Genomic DNA, 23,120 nt, shown 5'->3' on the forward strand with positions numbered 1-23,120 from the left:
AGGAATAATAATGACATCATTCAATCCCATTTCCATTTTCATGGACGCTCGACGAGTCACACGCGGGGCGCCTGAAATGCTGGCGGCACGTCAACGTGAAAGACTCAACGAACTCGTTGCATTTGCGCGTGCAAACTCGCGCTTCTATGCCGAGAAGTATCGCGGCTTGCCAGAGACCATCACCGATGCGAGCCTTCTTCCGCCTGTGACGAAGGTCGAGCTCATGGAGCACTTCGACGATGTGGTCACCGATCCATCCGTGCGTAAAGCGGATGTGATGAAATATATTTCCGATCTCAGCAACATAGGCAAACCGTTCATGGGCAAGTACATGGTGTGGACGACCTCTGGCACAACAGGCACGCCAGGTATATTTCTCGAAGACAAGAACTGGGATGCGGTTATCACCGCCGTGAACGTATTGCGCATGGGCGGTGAGTGGTACAACATGGATGTCATCCGCGGGATGATGAAGGCGGGCGGCAACAGCGCTTCGGTCTTTGCGGGCAACGGACATTTTCTAGGCGTGACCATGTTGGAGCGTCAGCGCAGTTCCAATCGCTCACGCGGTAAACGCATTCGGCTTGTGCCTGTCACATTGCCCATCGCCGAGATCGTCAGACAGTTGAACGAACTCCAACCTGCCATGTTCGCGGGTTATTCCAGCGTGCTCGGTTTGCTGGCGCAAGAGCAACTCGAAGGGCGGTTGAATATTCATCCTTCGATCGTTATCAGCTCTGCCGAGCCGCTTTCCGATGAAAACCGCAAACTCATTCAACAGGCATTCGGCGTACCGCCGCGCAATAACTATGGCTGTTCCGAAGGCGGCGTGATGGGATATGAGTGCAATCACGGACGTATGCACATCAATGCCGATTGGATCATCTTCGAACCAGTGGATGCAAAACATCATCCTGTTCCTGCGGGTCAACTCTCTGATCGAACCTTAATCACCAATCTTGCGAACCGCGTTATGCCGATCATTCGCTACGAACTCGGCGACCGCGTAACACTCCTGCCTGAGAAATGTGACTGTGGAATCACACTCCCGCTCATCAAGGTCGAAGGTCGCACGGATGAAATCCTGCGCTTCACCTCTTCAAGCGGACAGTTGGTCCCTGTTCTGCCGCTTGCTCTCTGGTCTGTGATCAAAGAAACGCCTGGCGTGTTGAGATTTCAGGCGATCCAGACTGCGCCTGCTGAATTGAAGATTCGTTTGGAAACAAAACATGCGGAAGAATGTGATGCGGTTTGGAAGCGCGTCTACGTCAACGCACGAGACTATCTGACCCGACAGGGTTTGGGTAACGTGAACATCCTCCGTGCTGAAGAACTTCCCATGCGTGACCCGAAGAGTGGCAAGTTCCGCAACGTGTGGGCGGAGAAGTTCTAGGCATAGAATTTTCTGTTACCACCGAAGGAGTGCCCGTTGATTCTCAATCAAAAATATCCACCCTCTCAACCGTGTACTTGTAAGATTTGTTTGGCATATTGTGCCCGCCCTGGCTGGTGGACGGTTGAAGAAGCATCCCGCGCAATGGAGGCAGGGTATGGGAATCGCATGATGCTGGAGGTTGCGCCTGAATTGACATTTGGTGTTTTGTCGCCAGCGTTCAAGGGATGTGAAAAGTTTTACGCAACAGAGCAATTCGCAAGGAATGGCTGTACCTTTCTGAAAGATGAGCGTTGCGAACTCTATGGCACAGGTCATCAGCCATTGGAATGTCGCTTTTGCCATCATGAGCGGCGCGGGCAAGGTATGAAATGTCATGCCGCTCTCGAAAGGGATTGGAAGACACCAAATGGGCAGATGTTGGTGGAAAGATGGATCAAGCAGGTTGGGTTGAGAGATCGTCTTTTTATGCTTTCGATTGGATCCTATCATTGATTACTAGTTAACTCACGGAAAACAAAAAGCCCTTCCTTACAGGGCCCATAGGGCCTGCAAGGAAGGGTTATGTTTTGGGTTTTAGAAATTTAAGTTGACCTAGTGGTCTACTTACATCAATCCCCAAAATATATGGAAGACCACATCAGCCCAAAAATGGACGCCTGCCGCCGCGACCAAGCCATCTTTCATGTAGCGCTGACCAGCGATGAGTCCGATGACGCCGTTGAGGATGAAGACTTCTGCCAATAGTACAGGATTCAGTTCGGCGATGGATGAAGCGCCTGTCAGGAAGAAGATGGTGCCGAGATGCCCAGCGCTGAACGCAAGCGCGGCGATGATATTGGCGATCCACAATGCGGCGGTACGTCCGTTGAAGCGTTTGAACAGCCAGTTGAGGAGGAATCCCCATAAGCCGAAGACAAATCCGCGGAACATGATCTCTTCACCTATACCTGCGCTAATAGATGCAAGAATAGAAATCGGGAATGCAGGGTGAGGAAAACGACCGAAGCCATTGATGGGCGCAAATAGTGCATCACCAATAACAATGAATACACCGCAGATCAGGCCCACTACAAGCGGGATGACAAACCAACGTCGCCAGTTGCCGTCTTCGCTGAAAATGCCGGGTAGTTCGAGTTTGCGAGCGAACCAGAAACCTGCCAACCCCAGCAAACCGTAGACTACAAGAACGATACCTGCATTGATGAGTCCTACCACCCAGACAGGAACTCCCATATCGGGCATGGGAACGCCTGATGTTGCGGCAAGTTCATCTGTGAAGAATGCATATGTGGCAAAGGCACAGAAAGCGTATACAAAAAGTAAAACCAGAAACACACTACGTTGTTTGCGATTCATTTCATGCCTCTTCGTTGAGTCTTAATGCATCACGCTTCAGAAAGATGATGAGTGCAACCACTGCAATGGCCCATGAACCAATGAGTGCGGCTAATGATGGTCCCAGCACTCTGTTTGGAGTGCCCTGTGTGAAGAATACATAAATGCCAGCAATACCGTTGATTGCGCCATGACCGATGACCGCTGGCCATACACTTCCACTGCGCAAAGTTGCCCAGCCAAGGAAAGTGCCCAAGGTGAATGTGAACCATGTCATCGTGAGGATGCCCAGCCACGGCGCACCGGGATATTCTGTGCCATAGTTGTGTCCCATTGCAATGATCGGTGCATGCCATAGACCCCAGATGATGCCCATCACAACCATTGCTTTTCTTCCACCGAGCGGCATCAACTTGGGTTGTAAATAGGCACGCCAGCCGAATTCCTCTCCCAGAATGGGAATGGCATTCAAGATTGGAGCAGCAATGAGAGCTGTTAGAGTTTGCGAGATGACGATTACCCACGGATCTATCGTTGGCATGGTCTGACCTGCGGCGGTAGCCTTTGCCATGAATGCCTTCACTGCAGAAAGTGACGGGTCATAATATTGTGGGAACAACGCAAAGAAGAGACCCATCCCCAGGAAGGCAAAGATCGAAGGAGCGATCCAGCAGATCAACCAATACAACCAACCTTTCTTGAAGTTGGGGCGAAGGTAAAGCCCCTGCCAGCCTTCGCGTGTGATAAGACGCGTAAGGATGTGGGCAAGCGCAGGCGCGCCCATGTATCCACCACCCAACATGATGAGTGTATACGGGGTTGGCGTAAGACCACCCGTGAGATACAACACCAAAGCTACAAGCCATGCGATGCCAAACGCAAATGCAATGAAGATACCCACACGTTTCCACTCTACAACATTGTTTTCCATTTCAAATCTCCTTTTTACAGTTGGCGAGTCTTTCCACTCACCAGCCAAAATAGTTTTACAAACCCCTGCACATAATCAGGGACAGAACCAACAAACATCAGGATTGCGATATCGCTCAGCATGTGGGTCATGTTGATGATCTGATAGGTAAAGTTGAACCGATACCCAAAGAACGCCTTGATGCCGCTGAATATTACAACCAGAATCAGCGTGGGGATGGTAAAGCTGATAACGGTATCCAGGACCTTCTTCCCAGTTGACCACTTGCGAGCGCGTTCCGCCCATCCACGTAGAGAGAGTAAATTACGAACTTGAAAGATACTCAGAGCGAGAACAAAGATCAATAACAACCAGCCAATGTGTTTCACTGACCAGCCATCAGAAATGGGCGGAGGCGTTCGTCCCAATACGATGGTTTCCACACCTTTGGCGATCTGTGAGGCAGAGATGTAATGATCCATCAAATATCCCTGATTGATAAGCAATACAAAACTCATATCGCGCAATGGATAAATATCCACATAAGTCTTGAATGCCTCGTTCGCGCCACCGTGGAAGATATGTCCCTGCTCGATGAACCAGCCCATGCCATATCCCTGCACAGGCGAGAAAAGCATATCCATTCCTCGTGCTGATAACAACTGTTTATCTTTGTAGTGACCGGCATTATCCATCGCCATTGAATAATGTGCCATGTCTTCAGCTGTTGAAATGATATAGCCTGCGCCGATCTCGAATACGCGATGCGGTTGCTCCTGTGGAACCGTAAAGCCAAAGAAGCGGCTATAGCCTTGAGAGAGGCCATTCTCATGAGCAAGGACAGGGTCCGTGTATGTGTGCTTCATCTCCAATGGGTCGAAGATATATTGCTGTACATAATCCTCATATTTCATCCCGCTCACATTCTGCACGATCACTGCCAGCACATCGTAACCGAAATTGAAATATTGAAACGTGGTGCCAACAGGTACAGTCAACTCAGCAGAAGCCAGTGCGCGAACAGCATCTTCGTTCGATGCATTGTCATCAAGCACAACTGTAAAGCCCGATTCCGAGAGTCCACTGGTGTGATGAAGAAAATGACTCACCGTGATCTGTTTCGACGCTTCCTCGTCTGCCACTTTGAACCACGGAATAAATTTCTGCACCGCATCATTCGGTTTAATCTTGCCCTGTTCGATCAACTGCGCAATTGCCAACCCCGTGAGCGACTTACTCTGCGAACCAATATACATTGGCGTCTGCGGCGTCATCGGGCGACCACCACCCGCCGTGCCATACCCCTTGAGATATACGATCTCATTTTTAGATGTCACCGTGATGGAGATTCCCTTGATCCCGTGCTTTGCCATCTGCCCGGAGATATACGCATCAAGAGCATCCGCATCAAACCCGACAGGTGAACTTGCGTCCGCCTCAACAGGCGTTATCCACGCTGACACTATGATAGTAACTATGCTAATTATTGATAAGACAATATATGTATGTTGATTCTTCATAGCTGAATAATAATTTTGACCAATAAAAAACTCCCCCGTCGTTGGGGGAGTTTTCACTGTCCATTTGGATAGTGCGGTCAAGTGAATGGGGGAAGAGTTAGGCTATATGTACTTCCACCATGTTCCCATTCACATAACTCATCAATGAACCGTCTACGCGGAAGCGCGGATCTGTCTCATAACGGGCGCGGAGGGTATCAAACTCTGGTACATCACCTGCGGTCAATACAGCAACCTCATCAAGCACGGCAAGGTCATTCGGGTCATCCATTTGTTCGTTGAGGATCACGCCCCAACAATCCCACGGAAGCAGTTCTACTTTGTTGAGCGATGCCACATCACGGACAAAGTCACCGCGCACGAAACCGAGTCCATTCATATCGAAGATGCCGAACTTGGCAGGGTCTTGTTCGCCAGTACGGCACATCTGCCATGCCTTCCCTCCGACGATGAACTGGTCACGTGGCACATCGAGGACATCGAATTTGATCTTTAGGGCATCCTGTTGCAATTCATCGAGTTGTGCATCTACGAGCACCCAGCGGTTTTGTTCTGCATTCCAATACTCGGCCACCCAATGATCTTCGAAATGATCGGGCATGAAGTAGGCGGCGAAACCGCAACGTGCCCGTGCAGGGATTCCTTGATGTCTAAGCATAGAGACAAGCAACAGCGAATGATCGCGGCAGTTGCCGAGTAGTTTCTTTTCAATGGGACGAGATTCGGTCAATGGACGAGGATCCAGTTCCAATGTACGAGCGAGGCGTTTTTCCATCCAGCGCAATTGTAGATCAGCCATGCGTTCGGGCGGAGCTTTGAATCCATATCGCTCTGTCCAAAAGACATGGATGGTGACTCCCTGCACGAGCTTGACTAGCTCGGTGACGGATGTGGGAAGGTCGTTGAAGAAAGAGACATGGTTTCCGGGGTCAGAGATCGGACCTTGTTGGGTGAAGTAGGTAAGTGTTGAGTTCATTTTGTATCCAGTTTGATGTGATATTACCACTCTCTGGCTTAGGATTTGAGAAGATCTAACTCGGTGAGTTCCATGGATTTGTACAACACGTTCTTCGTCTGCTGTTTAGGATGATAATTCTCTTTGTTGGATTCGAGTATTTGATTGGAAATTTGAGTGGCCGTTATATAATAGATGCATGGTCGTCCCGGTTTTAGCTACAAAACTTTTTATTCCCCCATCACCTCCTAAAGTGGTCATCCGTTCTCGCTTGCTTGGACAGTTAGATGCAGGCCTTCACCATAAACTTATCGTCATCTCTGCTCCCGCTGGCTTTGGGAAGAGTACACTGGTCAGCGAATGGATCGCGGGTTGTGGACGACCCACTGCCTGGTTATCGCTTGATGAAAACGATAATGATGTCACGCGTTTTTTGATCTACTGTATTGGGGCGTTGCAAACCATTTCACCGAAACTGGGAACGGAGTTGCTGAGCGCACTTCAATCGTCACAAATACCACCCATTGAAACGGTTCTAACAGCTCTTCTTAATGAGATCACAACCATTCCAACTGAGTTCATCTTTGTTCTTGATGACTATCATTTGACGGATGCTAAATCAGTTGATGATGCTCTTTCTTTTTTGATCGACCACTTGCCTCCTCAGATGCATTTGGTTATCACCACCCGTGAAGACCCGTCTCTGCCCATCCCTCGTTTGCGCGCTCGTAATCAATTGACTGAAATACGTGCCGCAGATTTGCGTTTTACCCCGTCCGAAGCCGCTGAATTTCTCAATCAGGTAATGAACCTTGATCTCTCGGTAGAAGATGTCGCTGTATTGGAAACGCGTACGGAAGGCTGGATCGCCGGTCTGCAACTTGCCGCTCTTTCGATGAAGGGACAACAGGATGTCCATGGATTTATCCAGACATTCGCTGGCGATCATCGCTACATTGTGGATTATCTGGTGGAAGAGGTGTTACAGCGTCAACCCGAGGAAATTCGAGACTTTCTGTTGCAAACATCCATTCTTGAACGTTTGAACGGTTCACTCTGTGATGCTGTTGCCGCTCAAGCGGGAAGCAAATCGAAATTGGAACAATTGCAACGGGGAAATCTGTTTCTCATTCCATTGGATGATAAGCGTGAGTGGTATCGCTATCACCATCTTTTTGCCGATGTGCTTCGCATGCACCTGACGGCCGAGCAACCTGATTTGGTTCCTACCTTACACCATCGTGCAAGTGAGTGGTATGAGAAAAATGATCTTGTAGCGGATGCAATTCAGCATGCTTTGATCGGAGCAGATTTTGAAAGGGCGGCGAATTTGATCGAGATGGTCGCGCCCACCATGCACAGGCATAGACAGGAAACTATATTACTCGGATGGATGAAATCCCTGCCTGAGAAGTTGTTCCGCAATAGACCTGTACTCAGCATTGCATTTGTTGGAACGATAATGAGCAGTGGCGAGATCGAAGGTGTGGAAGTTCGATTGCAGGACGCAGAACGATGGCAAGATATCGTCGTCAATGGAAGTGAGCGACCGAAAGATATGGTTGTGATGAATGAAGATGAATTTCGCCGTCTCCCAGGGTCCATTGCCCTGTATCGTGCGGCAAAGTCTTTGGCACTCGGTAACCTGCCTGATGCCGTAACCTATGCCCAGCGTGTGTTCAAACTCATGCCTGAGGATGACCAGCTCGGGCGTGGCGCGGCGGCCGCTCTCTTGGGGCTTACATTCTGGGTCAGTGGAGATCTTGAGGATGCGTATCGGTTGTTTGCCGATGGCATGTCTCATTTGCGAATTGCTGGAAATATCTCGGATGCTGTTGGAGGCGTACTGGCATTGGCCGATATACGAATCACACAGGGTCGTCTCCACGATGCGATGCAAATTTACGAACAGGCATTGCAGTTGGCAAAGGAAAATGGCACGCCAACCATACGAGGAACAGCAGACATGTACGTGGGGATGAGTGAACTTGAAAGAGAATATAACGATTTACACGCCGCCACACAACACTTGTTAAGAAGCCAGAAACAGGGTGAACATACTGGGTTCCCGCGACATCCTTATCGTTGGCGTGTGGCAATGGCTCGAATAAAGGAAACGCAAGGAGACTTACAGGGCGCGATTGAACTATTAGATGAAGCAGAGCCTCTGTTTGTAAGTGACTTTTTCCCTAATGTTCATCCTATTGCGTCATTGAAGGCACGAGTATGGATCAAGCAAGGTGAGTTGGAGAAGGCTCTGGCTTGGGCACGTGAGCGGAAATTATCTGTTGATGAATCTCCCAGTTACCTGAGAGAGTTTGAGCAAATTACGTTTGCCAGGATTTTGTTGGCTCAATATCAAAGTGTCCCTTCAATTAGTTTGCTGGAACGTCTTTTGAAAGCGGCAGAAGAAGGCGGCAGGGTGAATAGTGTGATCGAAATCCTAATCTTGCAAGCGTTTGCCTACCAAATGCAAGAGGATATTCCTGCCGCTCTGTCATCGTTGGAGCGTGCCTTGAAGTTGGCTGAGCCCGAAGGCTATATGCGAATCTTCCTGACCGAGGGATCAAACATGGCTGAGTTGATTCGTGAAATTGCCAAGCGTGGATTCTTGCCAAGCTATACAAGCAAGCTGGTATCTGCATTTGAGGCGGAGCGAAAAGGCTTGGAAGTAGAAACGCTTCCTTCCGCCACACCAGCCTCATCGTCCATGATCGAGCCGCTCAGTCAGCGTGAGTTGGACATCCTGCGCCTGTTCAAAACCGAGTTGTCAGGTCCCGAGATCGCGCAGGAGCTTGTCATCGCTTTGAGTACGGTCCGCACACACACCAAGAGCATTTATAACAAACTCAGCGTCAATAGCCGTCGGGCGGCTGTCAAACGGGCAAATGAATTAGGCTTGATCTAAACCCGAAACGCACAAATCCCCAAACCCTGCCAAGAAATATGGTGGGGTTTTTCGATTCTCCCCATACGAAATCCCCATATGTGGGGAAGACATCTCCCCACGTTCATTTGTATATTGTATTCAATCGAAACCAACAGGCAGTGATGCCCAGAGTGAATTACTAACGCTTATTCTATAGTTTCAAAGAAGGAGATAGACAAATGAACATCAAAGGAAATACCTCGATCAAAGAGAGCAAGACAAGCATGACTGCATCGTCTCTCATGCAGCTGGCAGGTGTATCTACCGTGTTGGCAGGTTTGTGTTTCATCATTATTGGGATGTTCCATCCAGAGAATGTCCCCTCGTCAGTTACCACCGTTACTTGGGTAAATGTTCACATTGCTGCGACCGCCCTAGGCTTCTTTGGGCTGTTTGGTATGGCGGGTCTCTATGCAAGACAAGTAGAAAAATCGGGATGGCTGGGTCTTATTGGTTTCTTCCTGTTTAGTGTGTGGATGATCTTAGTGAGTGGCTTTTCCTTCGTGGAGGCGTTTATCCTGCCGGGCTTAGCGACCGAGTCACCTGTATTTGTGGAAAGCCTTCTTGGGATGTTTACTGGAATTCCCAGCGCGGTTGAACTAGGCATCCTTCCAATGTTATGGAATTTGTCTGGCCCCATGTTTATCTTGGGAGCACTGTTGTTTGGTATTGCAACATTCCGTGCCCGCGTCTTGCCGCGTTGGGCTGGCGGTTTGCTTACCATAGCCGCCGTATTGATCCCTATCAGTGGAATGTTTCCGCACGAGTACCAAGCGAAGATCGCGATGATACCGATCGGGTTGGCTTTCGCATGGCTGGGATACGCGCTCTTTAATGAACAAGGGGATAAAACATCCGAATCTTTGCTCGACCAGCGACCTGTTTCTTCAGAACGGAGTCGAGTCGTCTGAGATAACCTGATAGACAAGCGGTCACTTAACCGCTTGTCTACTTTAGATCGAGCAAATTCTTTGCAGGAGTTAAGATGAAAACAAATATCCTTGATCAGAGTCAAATCAATGCGCTGACAAGAAAAAGCAGTACGGTTTGGTGGGTACCCGTTGGATTAATCCTTCTCAGTATTATTCCGCTCACGTTTGGTTTTGTGCGTCTGAGCCAATTGGCGAACGGTGCAGAAATCACACCAGATAACGCTCGCTTTTTTGCATCACCTTCACCTGTGGTCATTCATATTATTAGCTCCGCGATTTATGCATTACTGGGCGCATTCCAATTTGTGAGCCGACTTTGGCAACGCGGAATCAAATGGCATCGTTGGGTTGGGAGACTTTTACTTCCCACTGGTCTTCTTGTTGGACTTTCAGGGTTGTGGATGACTCTCTTTTATTCTTATCCAAAGGGAGCCAGCGATCTCCTTTACGGACTGCGCCTCTTTTTTGGATCGAGCATGATTCTATCCATCAGCCTTGGATTCATCTCGATCCGACGGAAGGATATCCCTCAGCATCAAGCATGGATGACACGCGCTTACGCCATTGGGCTCGGTGCAGGTACCCAAGTTCTGACCGGGTTGTTCGGCGAAATGTTCTTTGGTAAACCGAATGGATTTGAAAATGCTTTGTTGATGGGTGCGGCTTGGGCGATCAATCTCGCTGTGGCTGAATGGAGCATCCGCAAGAGTTCAATCAGACAAATTCATACAGCCTAGATTTTTATTTATCGAAAGGATTATTAAGATGAAAGCAATTGTAGCAACCAAATATGGCGGACCTGAAGTACTTCAACTTAAGGATGTGCAAAAACCGACACCGAAGGATAACGAAATCCTGATCAAAGTGCATGCAACCACTGTCACCATGGGAGATTTCAGAATGAGGAGTTTCACTGTCCCTGCTCTGTTGTGGATTCCCGCTCGCATCGCTTTGGGGATCACAAAACCCAAACAGCCAATCTATGGCATGGAGCTTGCTGGTGAAGTAGAAGCCATTGGTAAAGATGTGAGCCGTTTCAAGGTCGGGGATCAGGTATTCGCATCAACCCTCACGGAGAATTTTGGCGCCTACGCCGAATATAAATGTCTCCCTGAAAAAGCGATGGTGGCGATCAAGCCTGTCAATATTACCTATGAGGAAGCGGCCGCCCTTCCAATCGGTGCGACTACTGCATTGCGTCTGCTTCGGAAAGGAAATACGCAAGCAAGCATGAGCGGGCAAAAGGTGCTGATCTATGGCGCTTCGGGAAGTGTTGGTACCTATGCCATACAACTGGCAAAACATTTTGGAGCAGAAGTGACCGGGGTTTGCAGTACAGCTAACTTGGATATGGTGAAATCTCTGGGCGCTGACCACGTCATTGATTACACAAAAGAGGATTTCTCAACATCAGAGGAGCGCTACGATGCCATTTTCGATACAGTTGCCAAATTCCCAAAAGCGAAAGCATTGAAAGCTCTTGCACCGAACGGCATATTTGTAACGATGGCAAAGTTGGACTCGAAAGAGAGTATGGATAATCTGCTCTTCATCAAAGGACTGGTCGAGGCAGGGAAGATTAAAGTGGTCATTGACCGATGCTATTCGCTGGGAAATATGGTCGAGGCGCATCGCTATGTGGATACGGGTCACAAAAAAGGAAATGTCGTCATCTCAGTGAGTCGCGATCATGCTGGATGAACAAAACCCAACTTCTGATCCGAATCAGAAGTTGGGTTATCAAATTAGGATCAAAGGGTATCTAGGTCAGCAGTGGATGGATTGGTTTGAAGGGTTGAGCGTCACCTTGGATGAAGATGGCACTACTTGCCTGAGTGGGATCGTAGTGGATCAATCTGCGTTGCACGGTATCCTGAAAAAAATACGCGACTTGGGTATGCCGTTGCTCTCAGTAAATCCCATTGCTTCTGAGCAAGATGCCAAAGTAGATCTAGAACAAGATAGGCGTAATGAAAGTCAATCCATTTCTGAATTCTGAATGACAACTTCGCAATGGCTGGTGGATATGGATATTTTTCGCTGTGCCTGTTTTGTTGCTCTTCTTCCCCGCATCCATCTTTTGGTTTGGTGTAAGCGGCACTGAACAGTCGGATCAATTTATGACGTGCTTGAACAGTGTTCCAATAAGGGAGTAACAGGTGGCCAAATCATCGATCGTTCGGCTCACTGCCATGATCCATAAAAAGTGAGTTGGCTGGCAGTTATATTAAGAAACAGTCTGATAATGTCCTTCTTTTGAAGGATGCGACGATCCATTTGTCTCATCAACCGCTAGTGCTTTTTGAACCAATTCAACGATCCGGTGTTCGACGTTTGCCGGTGCTACGGAGATCAATTTGTGCCGTGCGGGCTGTCTTGCTATTTCATCTGCCAGTCGCCCCGTGCGGCTTAAAGCAATGACGGGGCGGTCGTTCTCCAAGCTCAGATCAACATCCTTACGTGATACTTCACCGCCGTTGATCAGGATTGTCACAGATTTATTGCCCTTGGAAAGTATTGTTGCCGTTTCACCGATCCAGGAAGACTCATCTCCAAATTGACTGCCGGGAACAAGAATAAAGTGGGAATAATGCGGCTCCAATTGCCAACGTTGCACGCCCCACCACAAAAACTTTGTGCCGCGTGGGCCATCAGGCCATGTGACCAACTCTTGGGGAGCTATACCCACCAAAGGGAATGTGTATCCGCTGTTCCAGCGAATCTGACCGATCTCAGCCATAACGCCCATATCTGTTCCACCACAGACAATTAAAGCATGTGTTCCTTCTGCGATCCTGGCGATCGTTTGGATAGCCTGCTTTGTCTCCTTTGCTTGTTTCTCATCAATGTCACCACCGATCAAAACGATAACAGGATAACTGTCGTTTAACCGCAATTCTGCGATGGCTTGTCCCAGATTGGCAAGCTTGCCGGGAAAAACGCCCAGTACCTTTTGGTCTGGAAAAGAAATCTCTTGAGTACGCATAATTACCTTAACTTTCTTGTTCTTGCAATTTTTGATTGTTCATTTACTTGATATTCCTGAAAACCACAAATAAGGCTTCAAGCTGATGCAACTTTCGGTGTTGAAAATCTATGCAGTTTGCCATGCATAAATACGATCGGATATGCCAATAAGGTAAATACATACATGGTGACAAACATCAAATTCAATTTCGCTGTCATTTTTCCTCGATACCGTTGCCAAATAATTTCTTGATATGTTTGTGTCTTCGCCGACTCGCTTCATGTTCTGCGACTCGTTTGTTGAATTCACCCTCATCTATAACCACAATGTTAGGTGGACTTTGTGGAGGGTTCTGGGCAAGATCATCTCTGAGTTTGATGTCGTCAAAAACTTTCAAGAAAGCTCCCACCGCCTGACGTACCAGCACATGGTCATCAACAATGTCGGCTACAGTTGTTAGCGATGGGATGATTTGCGGTTGTACCACTTCTGCTAATGGTTTATCGTCATAAACGACACGAACAAAAAGTTTGTCTTTGTCCAAAAACGGGAAATCGATATGCGTTGGCAGTTTACCGAGCGAGCCACGATCCAGGATAATAGCGTAACGGAGACCATCGCTGTTACAAGCCACTACTTGTAATTGCATTTCGTTTGTAAGATCATTTAATAAACGGGGGTCGAAATAGTCACTGAATGGAGTTGACGTATGCGCGGCTATGTAACGGTTGTTGAGTATGCCAAACAGTACGATCATTCCTGTTTCCAGGTCTTGTGTTAATCGCCAGCGTTTAAATCGCGGCAATAGACCCCAGCGTGTGAGAATGGTCGAAACCTGATTTCTAACTCTCCGTGCCTCTTTTTCAAAATGATGAGACTCAATTGTTGGCGTGATCATCGTCACCTTCTTTGTCGCGACTTAATAGTTTGTGTTTGACTTCTTCAAGCCACCCCCGTACCTGATCGTCAGGTTTCGTCGGCTGATAATCGGTGTCTATAATGTCACTCTCTATGTACGGTAACGAATCGTCATGTTGATGATGTGTTATTTCGCTCGTCGCCGCTGGCAGTATTTTGATAGGGGTTTCGAGAAGACGTTGATTGTCCTGTTGAATCTTTAATCGACGCCAGTATCCCCAAAGGGCCAAACCTGCTAGCATTAAAAGAAATACAGGAAAGCACCATACCCAAAGAAATGCGATTGGTCCTTGTCTTTGTTCTTCACGCTGGCGTTCCTGGTCGATATACCATTGTGATGTTGCGGCGGCCGCCTGAGTTTGTGTGGCGATATTATTGGCAATGGCTGTCTGTGTGTTAGCCGCAAGATCATCTTTATTTTGTTGGATCAACAACGATTGTGCGCTCACTGTTGCCATATCCACTACCTGTGTCTGGCGGATCGCATCCTGAGTCATCGCAGCGCTCTGTGTAGTGCCAGCCGAATTTAGTGTTGCCTGTGCATTTGCACGCTCAAATTCAGCTGTAGCAGCTATCTGTGCCGCAATTGCATTGGCATTATTTTGATCCTGGGTTTGGGCCACACTTAATGTTGCATTGACTGAATTTAATGTTGCCTGTGCATGAGCGCGCATTATTTCGGCGGTGGCTGCCGCCTGACCATCGGAATCGTTCTTCTCCCGGGTGAGTGCAATCGCCAGAGTCGCCTGATCACATGCTTCGCACGATTCGACTATTTGCGCTGATGTAACCACTAATAAGTTGTTCACAGATGATGTGCCTGGTTGGGATGAACAGGCGGCTAGGGTTAATAATATTAAAGCTACCAACCACAACGCACATTTGCCATACATGTGGCGACGCATTATGACTTCTCTTGGTTCGCGGAGGTTCGCGAAATTCCCTTTATCATTGAAGCGGTTTTTCGCGAATGGTTATAGCGCGTTGCCACATCTGCTTGAGAAATGATCCCCAGGATTTTGTTGTCACGATTTACAACAGGAATTCGACGTAGTTGATGTTCGGACATTGCATCCAGTGCTTTTTGTAAATCTGCTCCAGATCGACACGTGACCACGTTTTGTGACATCACTGCATTAACCTTGGTGGTTTTTGCATCGAGCCCATCTGCTAGAACCTTCAACATCAAATCACGATCGGTCACAATGCCGATCAGTTTTCGGGTTTGTTCGTTCTCAATAACAGGTATGGACCCGACGTTCTCGCTCTTCATCAACCCGGCTACCTTTACCACCATGTCATTTGGCAGACAGCAAACGATTTGCTTTGTCATTATTTTTTTACACTTCTTCATAGAGTGTTCTCCGCGAAAGCATGGTGGTTTGTTCATGGCCTATTGAGAATAGCCAATCATAAACAGTATTAGTTGAAAACTTCATTTCCCCATACGATTACATATGGGGAAACTGTTAATGTACGGAAGGAATATCCTCTTGAGTCGAAAGAATTAGGGATTTATACGATCCCTAACAATCGCAAGACAATGAGAATGACAGCAATCACTAGCAACGTGTGGACAACATTGCCTGTGCGCGGAAAACTGGATGAGATATTTGGGCCGAAGTATCCGAGTAACCACAGTACGAGTAGAATTATGATAATCCAAGTAAGCATGATATTTCTCCTTTTGAGCTATTGCTCTGTATTTATCTTACGATAAACACCAACTAATTACATCCATCAGGCGGGGAGTGTTGTTCTCCGCCAGTTGGGGGATTTTCGATTAGAAAATGTCAAATTGTGATCGAGGAGGGAAACGTTTCTCTACCCTGGTTGAGATTTGGACGTTTGTTAATTGCCCGGTATTTTCCACACTGACAATCCGTTCCGAAAGTCCTTCTGCATCAAGCCGTTTTTTGAGCTCGTGTTTGGCAACTTCCGGTCCAAAAATTTGAATTTCTCCAGCATCACGAATATGAGCAATGATCTTGTCGTAATATTCGTTGATGTGATTCCAGAAACGCCTGTCACGTATTTCTTCCGGCGCTCCATCGCCAGGAACAACTGTGGAGTAAAGGGTGTAATGCTCCATGTCAGAAGCGATGATCCTTTTCGCTTCACCATCATTGGTAATACTTACAATAACGGCCTTTTTGCGGTCAAGCCATAAACCTACTTTTTTATCCATTATTTCTCTTTTTCTTGCATATGTTAGGCGGAATTCATTGCCTGAAAAAATAATAAGGGCAACGGCTAAATGGTTGATTCTTCATTGTTATCATGCCAAGCTGTCATTTGAGAAAAATTGTTCTTTGAAAGATGCGCCGCCCAGTGTCTCTTTGAACATTAATTGATCAGGTCCATATACAATTTGATGATCAGTAACCTGATATTCAACAGAAAACAGCACATCATTAGGGCAATAAGGATAAGGGGCCATCCAATTATTCTTCGGTATAAAAAAATAGGAGGGGTCGAATTCCATATATCGGCTTTTCTCTTTGCTTGTGATATATAAGAATCCCGAGACCTTGGTTAAGTAGCGAACCACATTCATGGGCACAACAATAAGTTGCTCTGAAAGGCGCGCATTTTCATCCTTCAAGGATTCAAGCTCTTGTTGTTGACTGCTAAATTTGCCCAGGATGATCATGGCGGTCACGCGCCGGTTATTAGGATTTATGATTACCTGTTTTACAACTCCGGAGACCCCGTCGCTAAAATATATGGCTTTTCCTATTTCAGGTTGTAAAAACGGTTGTTCGTGTTCGTCAGATTCAACTCCTAAAACATGCACATGATTCATCACGCCGCGCACGTTAGGGTTGGCAGCAGCGCATTTCTCTGCCAATATTTTTATCTTTTGGTCACTTACATTTCCATTCAAAGACACTACTCCATGCGAAGTACCTGTAAAGAACTTACATGCATAAGTACGCTCCAACTCTCCCAGGGATTCTGCAACATCGAGAGTGAGTCTGTCATCTAAAACGAGATGACTTATTGTCCCCAACATACCAGGGACAGTTCGAATGGCGTTCATGATCCGAAGCTGACTGGTTTTACCCACGATGTGCCCGTACAAATAGACGATTCCATTCTTTACATGGACGTCGATCTCGTAATATTCTATGGCTCGCAGAACATTATCCATCCAAAGGGCTTGATAAACGGCTTCCTTGATTGTTGAATCATTTTGTTGGCTTTTGCCAAAACCCTTTATTTCCCCTCTTTCTTCACACCTGGAAAACTCGTCTTTATTTGTTTCGTGTAATTCTGTGTGAGACACTTTTCTCCTCGCATTCAACGGCTTGTGTGTCTTCAACACTCTGGCGCCGTTATTGCAGTATCAGAAGGTTATGCACGATCAACATCTATATGATCAAGCCTTGTAAAAGTCACCCGGTTGAAATTCCCGGGTGACGATCGGTTTAGCGGCCTAGCAAAATAAAGACGCCGGCTGCTATGGCAAGAAGCGCCAGGATAACTCCCAAACCGCCCATCGAGATAAATGCGGATAGGCCCGTGAGAATAAGCCATATACCCAGCAATAAAAATCCTATGTTTCTGGTGATCATGTAAATCTCCTTCTCTAACTAGTCTGGATTGCCTTTTTTCCAGCTTTTGCGGCTTCAGCAACATGGTCCAATTGCTCAATCACCAAGGCTTCACCCTGCTGTAATAACTCTTTGGCCTTTTCACGTCCACTCATGGTGATTTTGTTGGTATTGGAACGTATCTGTGACAGGGTATCTTCCACTATCCCAGTAGTTCGATCGCGCAATTCGATGCCTTTTTCCATGAGTTGCGCTCTGGTATCTTCTCCAGACTGTGGTGCTAGCAACAACATTGTCACGGCGCCGGCCAAACCACCCACAAGCATGCCAACTAAAATATCCAATACATTATTATTGCGCATTTTTGATTCTCGTTTCTCGTTAATCATTTTGATTTCTCCTTTAATTGAATTCGTTTACAACAACAATATTCGCTAGGTCACTATTAGCATCCCGGGTAATCAAGGGAAACACCTACATTCCTTTGTTCTTCTTCTGTCAATCGAAAAAATCCAATTGATTTTTTAAGAAGAGATGCTAAAAAAGCGAAGATGCGCTGTGTACCCGATATTTGTGCATGAAGGTATTTGCCCATTCTTGCTTCCAACGCTTATCGAATACTATGGTTCTCGCTCGTGGTAGTTTCGGTAACAGCTACTGCTGTTCCTCGTGGACGGTAGAAGATCAGCCAGATCGTTCTTTCAACAACCCATGCGATCAAAGCATAGACCAGCATTGCGAATATGGAAGAGATTTCCAAGACCATGCCTCCATATGTTGGTGAACCAAGCAACCCAACAAAAGGGAAAAGAAATAGGGATGTGATTCCATAAATTAATGCGACTATGGGGCTACCTGGATTGGCTCCGATCAGCATCAGCCCGATGCGAAGACCAATCAAAACCTCGAGAATCCCAAATAGTAACCATACCAATTGGGTGGCCTTAAAAGTGAAAATGCGTTGTTCGCTTCCTGATTCACTTTGGGATGTTCTAACTTCGGATACTCTATTGTCGTTAGACATTTGGATCTTCTTTCTGAGCAGGCATATAACATATATGCCTGCTCTTATAACTGAAAGCTAAAGCTGAACAATCATCATTGTCAAAATTAGCGGCGGACTAACCTGACGATCCATAGCAGGACGACAGCGCCCAACAATGTTACGAGCATGGTTGGGATGGTGATTGCATCATTGATCGTCCCTACGCCAAGTAATGGGCTTATGAAATAACCGGCCAGAAATGCGCCGATGACACCTACAACGATGTCGAGTAACAAGCCTTGTTGTGAGTTCGTGCGCATGATCCTACTGGCAATATAGCCAACAATGGCTCCAGCGATGAGGTATATGATCAGGTTCATTTTCTATTCTCCTTTTGAATATTTCAGGTTTACAAATGGTCGTGTTTGACCGCCCCTTCTTTCAAACAAAGAAGGGGGAATATACTTTGACAAACTATGGAGATGGGGTAGTAGCCGTGCTGTTTTTAAGTTTGGCTTCATACTCTGTCATTCGTTTGTTTATTTCATCGGCCGCTTGTTCACGGGTATAGCCATACTTTTCCTGGATTATGCCGGTCAGCACTTCCAATTTTCCTGCCGCGCGGTCCAGATCGTCGTCGGTGAGTTTGCCCCACCATGCTTTTGCCTCACCACGAATTTGTTTCCACTTACCTTCGAATATATCCTTGTTCATATTTGATCCTCCTTGGATCTTCTGTAAAAGCTTTCCAACTTTATGTTGGCGTTAATTGGTATCAGCCTAAAAAACTTGGGCTGGGATAACTTTGATCTATCTATAAAAGACATAACCGTTCGGCTGCGTTGTGCTGTTTCGTATTCTGCCACTCGCTTGTCGATCTCATCCTTGACTACCTGGCGGTCTAACTCATATCGCAGTTGGAGTCGGGTGACATACTCAAAATATTTGATTTTGGCATTATCAACCTTGACTAGATCGTCCTCCGTTAAGAGATCCCACCATGTTTTGGACTGATCCCGAATGAACTTCCACTTACCTTCAAAATCATTCTTGTTCATAAGCAGGTTCTCCGTTCAATGTTTGGGCGAATTGCGGATACAGCAAGATCGTTCCTTTTCGTAATCATCACGGACGGATGCTCGCGGCTACATCGCGCAAGCGTTCCGCCACACGTTCGGGCAACTCGCTTTTGCTGATAAAGGCATCGGCGCCGGCAGAAAGCGCAGCTTGTTGGAGGGCGCTCAGACGGCTAATGAGAACAATAACCAGTGCAGTCGGACATGCTGTACGGATTTGATCCAACGCCATACCGGGTGGGTTGGGAAGTAAGTCCCAATCGATCACCAACATATCGATACGGTTGATAGGGACCTGAACCAACGTAGTAGCCCAATCGGTGGCCTCGCCAGCAATCTCCATCTTTAGATCAAGAATCAATAAGCGAAGCGCGGCGCGTTCATCTGTTTTGGCATCTGATACATATACTCTGGTCATGTATCCATAGTACAGCAAACACTCCCCAACTACATCCAGCCGTTGGGGAGTGTTTTTCTCCACCACTTGGGGGAGAGAAATTAAGTTCTTTATGTTCTGTCTAAGGATTTTGAAGCGTTTTTGTGAAATACACCTGACAATAGTTGAGTTTAAATTTCCGCCACTACGCGATTACGGCCTTCATTTTTGGCACGATAAAGCACAAGATCAACAGCCTTTAATAATGCTGTACTTGTAGTGCCATTATTTGGGAAGTTCACCACTCCAAGAGAAAGAGTGATCCTCCCAAGAGTTTGCTCTTCGAATTGGACATTGAGATGCTGGGCATGCCCGCGTAATAGTTCGGCACGCTCCATGGTAGTTTCCTGAGACGCGTCCGGCAGAATGATTATGAATTCATCGCCTCCATAACGGGAGGGTATATCATCTCCGCGAACATGTTTAATTAACAAGTTACTCAATTCGCGCAATATTGCATCACCCGCAGCATGACCGTAGGAATCATTGAATCGCTTGAAATCGTCCACATCCAACATGATGATGCCCAGTGAAAGCCCTTTGCGTGCAGCTCGAAGTAACTCGCGCTCCAGGGTCTCTTCCATGTAACGTCGATTGAATACTCCAGTCAGATGATCCCGCACAGACTGTTCACGCAACATCGCTTCACTCTTGACCAAGGCTTCCTCAGCCTGTTTGCGCTTTGTGATATCACGGACGTTACATTGGATTACTTTTTCACTGCCCACCAGGTACACATTGCTGACGAATTCAACCTGGACGAGATGACCGTCCTTCGCTCTAAGGGGCAGATCTTCATAGCGAATGTATTCATTCTTCTGTAGGGCTTCGAAAGCTTCTCGGCTGGCTTCGATATCCTTGAATGCTCCTACTTCCCAGAGTTTCTTTTCTACAAACTCTTCGCGCGTGTATCCTAACATGTTGATCAGAAAAGGATTGACATCCGTGATCGTTCCCGTCTGCACATCCAGTAATAATATTCCGTCTTGTGCCGCTTCGAATAAACGTCGGTAGCGAAGTTCCGATGTTTTTATTTTTTGTACATCAACCAAATCTGTAGTTTGGGTAATACTATTCTTCATAGGGTATAGGATATCTTTCTTAGCCACAGCTCGACAATTCAGTACACAAATAGCCGTGATCTTTTATTGACTCATCGGGCACATTCTATAACCAGGGAGTATGCCTCTCCACCACTTGGGAGATGCATTTAAGGGAAAAGAGTTATTGCAGGAATGGAAATGCTCTGACTGTGGAGCAAAACGCGGTGGAAGATTCCAGTGACCAGCAGTTGACATATATGAGTATGACAAGAGCGATGATGACAATCACCAGGAACCCGCCTATATTGCGAAACAACTTGGAGATTGCCAATAGGATGACGGCACCGCCCAGTGACACTAGCAGGGCGGGGAGACTAAAGTCGCCTTCGTTGATCGTACCAACATTGAATAGTGGACTCAAAAAGTAGCCGCCCAGAAATGCACCGACGATGCCCACGATAATATCGGCGATAAGGCCCTGCCGACCATTGGTCTTCATGATGATGCTGGCCACCCAACCGATCAATGCGCCAACAACGATCCATATAAGAAAGTTGATCATTTTATTCTCCTAAGTAACTTAATAGATACACGAGATTGCGCGGACCATGAACTCATCATATAACAAACGCCCCACAGCTATATCCATCAACCGGGGAGTGTTTGTATCCACTACTTGGGGGAGATGGAAAAGGCTAGCTCAGTAAACTTAATTAGATGCTTTTAATATTTTCAATCATTAACAACCATAAGTGATCGTGCTAGTGCTAAGTTGCCAGGCTGTGTTATAGGCTTCAACGGAATATTGCAGAACTTTCCCCGCAGCGACATAAGCAACATCAACATAAGATGTGGAGTTAGGCGTCAGCCATGCGATAACCTTCCCGTCTCGATAGACTTTATACCCTTCTTCGCCATTGGAACGATCGGTCCATGTAAGGTTCATTGTCATGGTCCCGCCGCCCGTAGCAAGCTCGCACGTATAATTATAGAGCGACCAAACAGGAGTGTTGGGTGGGATCGGCGTTGATATTGGTAAGGCGGTCTCCGATGGCGCAGGAGATATTGACGTGGTGGTTGCCGCTTTCGCTTGAGTGGCATCGACACGCAAGATCACCGTAGCAACCAGATTTGATGGGTTACGGTTGGTGACCTGAGTAGACGAACTGGTCTCGCTCGGAAAGTTGCAGGCGTAAAGAACAATTCCAAGTGAAATGAATAGCAAGGGGAGTTTGATTTTTTTCAACGTTGCCTCTGTAAGTGCAGTAATCACCATGCGCCGGGGTAAAAGAAAAGGAAGACTATAATCGCGATCAAAGTGATCAGCCATGTGGGGATTTTTTCAATAAAAAAACATATCGTGCTCTATTTCTTGTTTCGATATCTGGGATTTATGTCGTTGTAACTATTATTACAAATCCAAATGATCCCATCTGTACTCAAATCGTATAACGAACACTCCCCAGTCGCATCCATCGGCTGGGGAGTGTTCATATCCGTCATTTGGGGGAGACCAATTTTCAGTGGATAATTTGGTTTCGTAACGCCAGTGTTACTGCTTCGGTGCGGCTGGCAACACCCAACTTGGAAAGGATACTACTCACATGAGATTTTATAGTAGATGGGCTCACAGTTAATTTGCCAGCGATCTGTACGTTGGTTAGCCCTTCGATCATGAGAACTAACACCTCACGTTCGCGTTCTGTCAAATCTTGACCGGGAGTCGGCGGCAGATTGGTAGTTTCTACTAGAGACTGAGCAACTTCAGGCGAGAGAGTGACGCGTCCGGTGTGTGCAGAGCGGATGGCTTGCACCAGGTCATCTGCAGAAACATCTTTGAGTAAATATCCGATCGCACCGGCTTCCAACGCTTGCTTGATCAGCTTCCCCTCTTTAAAAGAGGTCAGAACGATGACTTGTATTTGTGGGAACTGTTTGCGAATGGCGTGCGTCGCCGTCGCCCCATCCATCCCCGGCAACGACATATCCATGAGGATCACATCTGGAAGAACCTCGGCACAAACCTGGATGGCGGCTTCGCCACTTTCAGCTTCGCCCACCAATTGCAGGTCATCAAAAACCTTTAGGAAGGTCGCCAGCCCTCGACGGACCATCGCATGGTCATCAACAAGCATCACACGAATGGGATGAGATTTTGAT

General features: G+C 47.1%; 29 protein-coding genes. 7 read left to right on the plus strand and 22 right to left on the minus strand.

Annotated elements, in window-relative coordinates; genetic code table 11:
* Nucleotides 1-10: 10 nt before the first annotated feature.
* Nucleotides 11-1,393 carry a phenylacetate--CoA ligase family protein gene (locus tag IPP66_07270; protein ID MBK9925077.1) on the plus strand — a complete coding sequence of 461 codons (1,383 nt, stop codon included), beginning with the start codon at nt 11-13 and terminating at the stop codon, nt 1,391-1,393.
* A gap of 90 nt (nt 1,394-1,483) precedes the next feature.
* Complete coding sequence (locus IPP66_07275) at nt 1,484-1,888, plus strand: hypothetical protein (protein ID MBK9925078.1); 405 nt, start codon at nt 1,484-1,486, stop codon at nt 1,886-1,888.
* A 111-nt stretch (nt 1,889-1,999) separates the two neighbouring features.
* Here IPP66_07275 and IPP66_07280 read toward each other — a convergent pair whose 3' ends face one another.
* The 4 genes from IPP66_07280 to IPP66_07295 form a co-directional block, all read right to left on the minus strand.
* Complete coding sequence (locus IPP66_07280; GenBank protein MBK9925079.1) at nt 2,000-2,752, minus strand: CPBP family intramembrane metalloprotease; 753 nt, start codon at nt 2,750-2,752, stop codon at nt 2,000-2,002.
* A 1-nt stretch (nt 2,753) separates the two neighbouring features.
* Nucleotides 2,754-3,662: a CPBP family intramembrane metalloprotease gene (locus IPP66_07285; protein ID MBK9925080.1), complete on the minus strand. Its 909-nt coding sequence runs from the start codon at nt 3,660-3,662 to the stop codon at nt 2,754-2,756.
* 14 nt (nt 3,663-3,676) lie between these two features.
* Nucleotides 3,677-5,104, minus strand: a complete 1,428-nt coding sequence (locus tag IPP66_07290; GenBank protein MBK9925081.1) for a beta-lactamase family protein — start codon at nt 5,102-5,104, stop codon at nt 3,677-3,679.
* A gap of 154 nt (nt 5,105-5,258) precedes the next feature.
* Nucleotides 5,259-6,137, minus strand: a complete 879-nt coding sequence (locus IPP66_07295; GenBank protein MBK9925082.1) for a transglutaminase domain-containing protein — start codon at nt 6,135-6,137, stop codon at nt 5,259-5,261.
* A 178-nt stretch (nt 6,138-6,315) separates the two neighbouring features.
* On the opposite strand from IPP66_07295, the gene IPP66_07300 reads away from it, so the two are divergent.
* The 5 genes from IPP66_07300 to IPP66_07320 all read left to right on the plus strand — a co-directional run bounded on the left by IPP66_07300 (nt 6,316) and on the right by IPP66_07320 (nt 11,976).
* Nucleotides 6,316-9,024, plus strand: coding sequence for an NACHT domain-containing protein (locus IPP66_07300; protein ID MBK9925083.1), 2,709 nt, complete (start codon nt 6,316-6,318; stop codon nt 9,022-9,024).
* 200 nt (nt 9,025-9,224) lie between these two features.
* Nucleotides 9,225-9,956 (plus strand): hypothetical protein, encoded by a 732-nt coding sequence (locus tag IPP66_07305; protein ID MBK9925084.1) that lies wholly within the window; start codon nt 9,225-9,227, stop codon nt 9,954-9,956.
* 74 nt (nt 9,957-10,030) lie between these two features.
* Nucleotides 10,031-10,714 (plus strand): DUF2306 domain-containing protein, encoded by a 684-nt coding sequence (locus tag IPP66_07310; protein MBK9925085.1) that lies wholly within the window; start codon nt 10,031-10,033, stop codon nt 10,712-10,714.
* Between the two features lie 28 nt (nt 10,715-10,742).
* Nucleotides 10,743-11,678 carry an NAD(P)-dependent alcohol dehydrogenase gene (locus tag IPP66_07315; GenBank protein MBK9925086.1) on the plus strand — a complete coding sequence of 312 codons (936 nt, stop codon included), beginning with the start codon at nt 10,743-10,745 and terminating at the stop codon, nt 11,676-11,678.
* A complete protein-coding gene (locus IPP66_07320; GenBank protein ID MBK9925087.1) occupies nt 11,668-11,976 on the plus strand; it encodes a hypothetical protein in 309 nt (102 codons plus the stop codon). The genes IPP66_07315 and IPP66_07320 overlap by 11 nt, the downstream gene beginning before the upstream one ends.
* Before the next feature lie 228 nt (nt 11,977-12,204).
* Here the strand turns inward: IPP66_07320 and IPP66_07325 are convergent, their stop codons facing one another.
* The 18 genes from IPP66_07325 to IPP66_07410 all read right to left on the minus strand — a co-directional run bounded on the left by IPP66_07325 (nt 12,205) and on the right by IPP66_07410 (nt 23,095).
* Nucleotides 12,205-12,963 carry a hypothetical protein gene (locus tag IPP66_07325; protein MBK9925088.1) on the minus strand — a complete coding sequence of 253 codons (759 nt, stop codon included), beginning with the start codon at nt 12,961-12,963 and terminating at the stop codon, nt 12,205-12,207.
* A gap of 196 nt (nt 12,964-13,159) precedes the next feature.
* Nucleotides 13,160-13,843 (minus strand): hypothetical protein, encoded by a 684-nt coding sequence (locus tag IPP66_07330; GenBank protein ID MBK9925089.1) that lies wholly within the window; start codon nt 13,841-13,843, stop codon nt 13,160-13,162.
* On the minus strand, nt 13,824-14,768 hold the full coding sequence (locus IPP66_07335; protein MBK9925090.1) for a hypothetical protein: 945 nt from the start codon (nt 14,766-14,768) through the stop codon (nt 13,824-13,826). The genes IPP66_07330 and IPP66_07335 overlap by 20 nt, the downstream gene beginning before the upstream one ends.
* The gene (locus tag IPP66_07340) at nt 14,768-15,217 is read right to left on the minus strand and encodes a CBS domain-containing protein (protein MBK9925091.1); all 450 of its coding nucleotides are present in this window, start codon (nt 15,215-15,217) and stop codon (nt 14,768-14,770) included. Before IPP66_07340 ends, IPP66_07335 begins: the two co-directional genes overlap by 1 nt.
* Before the next feature lie 161 nt (nt 15,218-15,378).
* On the minus strand, nt 15,379-15,537 hold the full coding sequence (locus tag IPP66_07345; protein MBK9925092.1) for a lmo0937 family membrane protein: 159 nt from the start codon (nt 15,535-15,537) through the stop codon (nt 15,379-15,381).
* 109 nt (nt 15,538-15,646) lie between these two features.
* Nucleotides 15,647-16,051 carry a hypothetical protein gene (locus tag IPP66_07350; protein ID MBK9925093.1) on the minus strand — a complete coding sequence of 135 codons (405 nt, stop codon included), beginning with the start codon at nt 16,049-16,051 and terminating at the stop codon, nt 15,647-15,649.
* Nucleotides 16,052-16,141: 90 nt separating this feature from the next.
* Complete coding sequence (locus tag IPP66_07355; GenBank protein MBK9925094.1) at nt 16,142-17,152, minus strand: BON domain-containing protein; 1,011 nt, start codon at nt 17,150-17,152, stop codon at nt 16,142-16,144.
* 142 nt (nt 17,153-17,294) lie between these two features.
* Complete coding sequence (locus IPP66_07360) at nt 17,295-17,441, minus strand: hypothetical protein (GenBank protein MBK9925095.1); 147 nt, start codon at nt 17,439-17,441, stop codon at nt 17,295-17,297.
* Between the two features lie 14 nt (nt 17,442-17,455).
* Nucleotides 17,456-17,809: a YtxH domain-containing protein gene (locus IPP66_07365; protein ID MBK9925096.1), complete on the minus strand. Its 354-nt coding sequence runs from the start codon at nt 17,807-17,809 to the stop codon at nt 17,456-17,458.
* 221 nt (nt 17,810-18,030) lie between these two features.
* Nucleotides 18,031-18,444 (minus strand): YggT family protein, encoded by a 414-nt coding sequence (locus IPP66_07370; GenBank protein ID MBK9925097.1) that lies wholly within the window; start codon nt 18,442-18,444, stop codon nt 18,031-18,033.
* An 86-nt stretch (nt 18,445-18,530) separates the two neighbouring features.
* Nucleotides 18,531-18,785 carry a GlsB/YeaQ/YmgE family stress response membrane protein gene (locus tag IPP66_07375; GenBank protein ID MBK9925098.1) on the minus strand — a complete coding sequence of 85 codons (255 nt, stop codon included), beginning with the start codon at nt 18,783-18,785 and terminating at the stop codon, nt 18,531-18,533.
* Nucleotides 18,786-18,879: 94 nt separating this feature from the next.
* Nucleotides 18,880-19,119, minus strand: a complete 240-nt coding sequence (locus IPP66_07380) for a CsbD family protein (protein ID MBK9925099.1) — start codon at nt 19,117-19,119, stop codon at nt 18,880-18,882.
* Nucleotides 19,116-19,463: a hypothetical protein gene (locus IPP66_07385; protein ID MBK9925100.1), complete on the minus strand. Its 348-nt coding sequence runs from the start codon at nt 19,461-19,463 to the stop codon at nt 19,116-19,118. The genes IPP66_07380 and IPP66_07385 overlap by 4 nt, the downstream gene beginning before the upstream one ends.
* A gap of 67 nt (nt 19,464-19,530) precedes the next feature.
* On the minus strand, nt 19,531-19,899 hold the full coding sequence (locus tag IPP66_07390) for a response regulator (GenBank protein ID MBK9925101.1): 369 nt from the start codon (nt 19,897-19,899) through the stop codon (nt 19,531-19,533).
* A 149-nt stretch (nt 19,900-20,048) separates the two neighbouring features.
* Entirely contained in the window at nt 20,049-20,999 is a 951-nt protein-coding gene (locus IPP66_07395) for a GGDEF domain-containing protein (protein MBK9925102.1), read from the minus strand.
* Between the two features lie 142 nt (nt 21,000-21,141).
* Nucleotides 21,142-21,519 (minus strand): GlsB/YeaQ/YmgE family stress response membrane protein, encoded by a 378-nt coding sequence (locus IPP66_07400; protein ID MBK9925103.1) that lies wholly within the window; start codon nt 21,517-21,519, stop codon nt 21,142-21,144.
* Between the two features lie 180 nt (nt 21,520-21,699).
* Nucleotides 21,700-22,290 carry a hypothetical protein gene (locus IPP66_07405; GenBank protein MBK9925104.1) on the minus strand — a complete coding sequence of 197 codons (591 nt, stop codon included), beginning with the start codon at nt 22,288-22,290 and terminating at the stop codon, nt 21,700-21,702.
* A gap of 190 nt (nt 22,291-22,480) precedes the next feature.
* The gene (locus IPP66_07410; protein MBK9925105.1) at nt 22,481-23,095 is read right to left on the minus strand and encodes a response regulator transcription factor; all 615 of its coding nucleotides are present in this window, start codon (nt 23,093-23,095) and stop codon (nt 22,481-22,483) included.
* Between the last annotated feature and the right edge of the window lie 25 nt (nt 23,096-23,120).

The sequence above is a fragment of the Candidatus Defluviilinea proxima genome, assembly GCA_016721115.1.
In the GTDB taxonomy this organism is placed as follows: Bacteria; Chloroflexota; Anaerolineae; order Anaerolineales; family Villigracilaceae; genus Defluviilinea; species Defluviilinea proxima.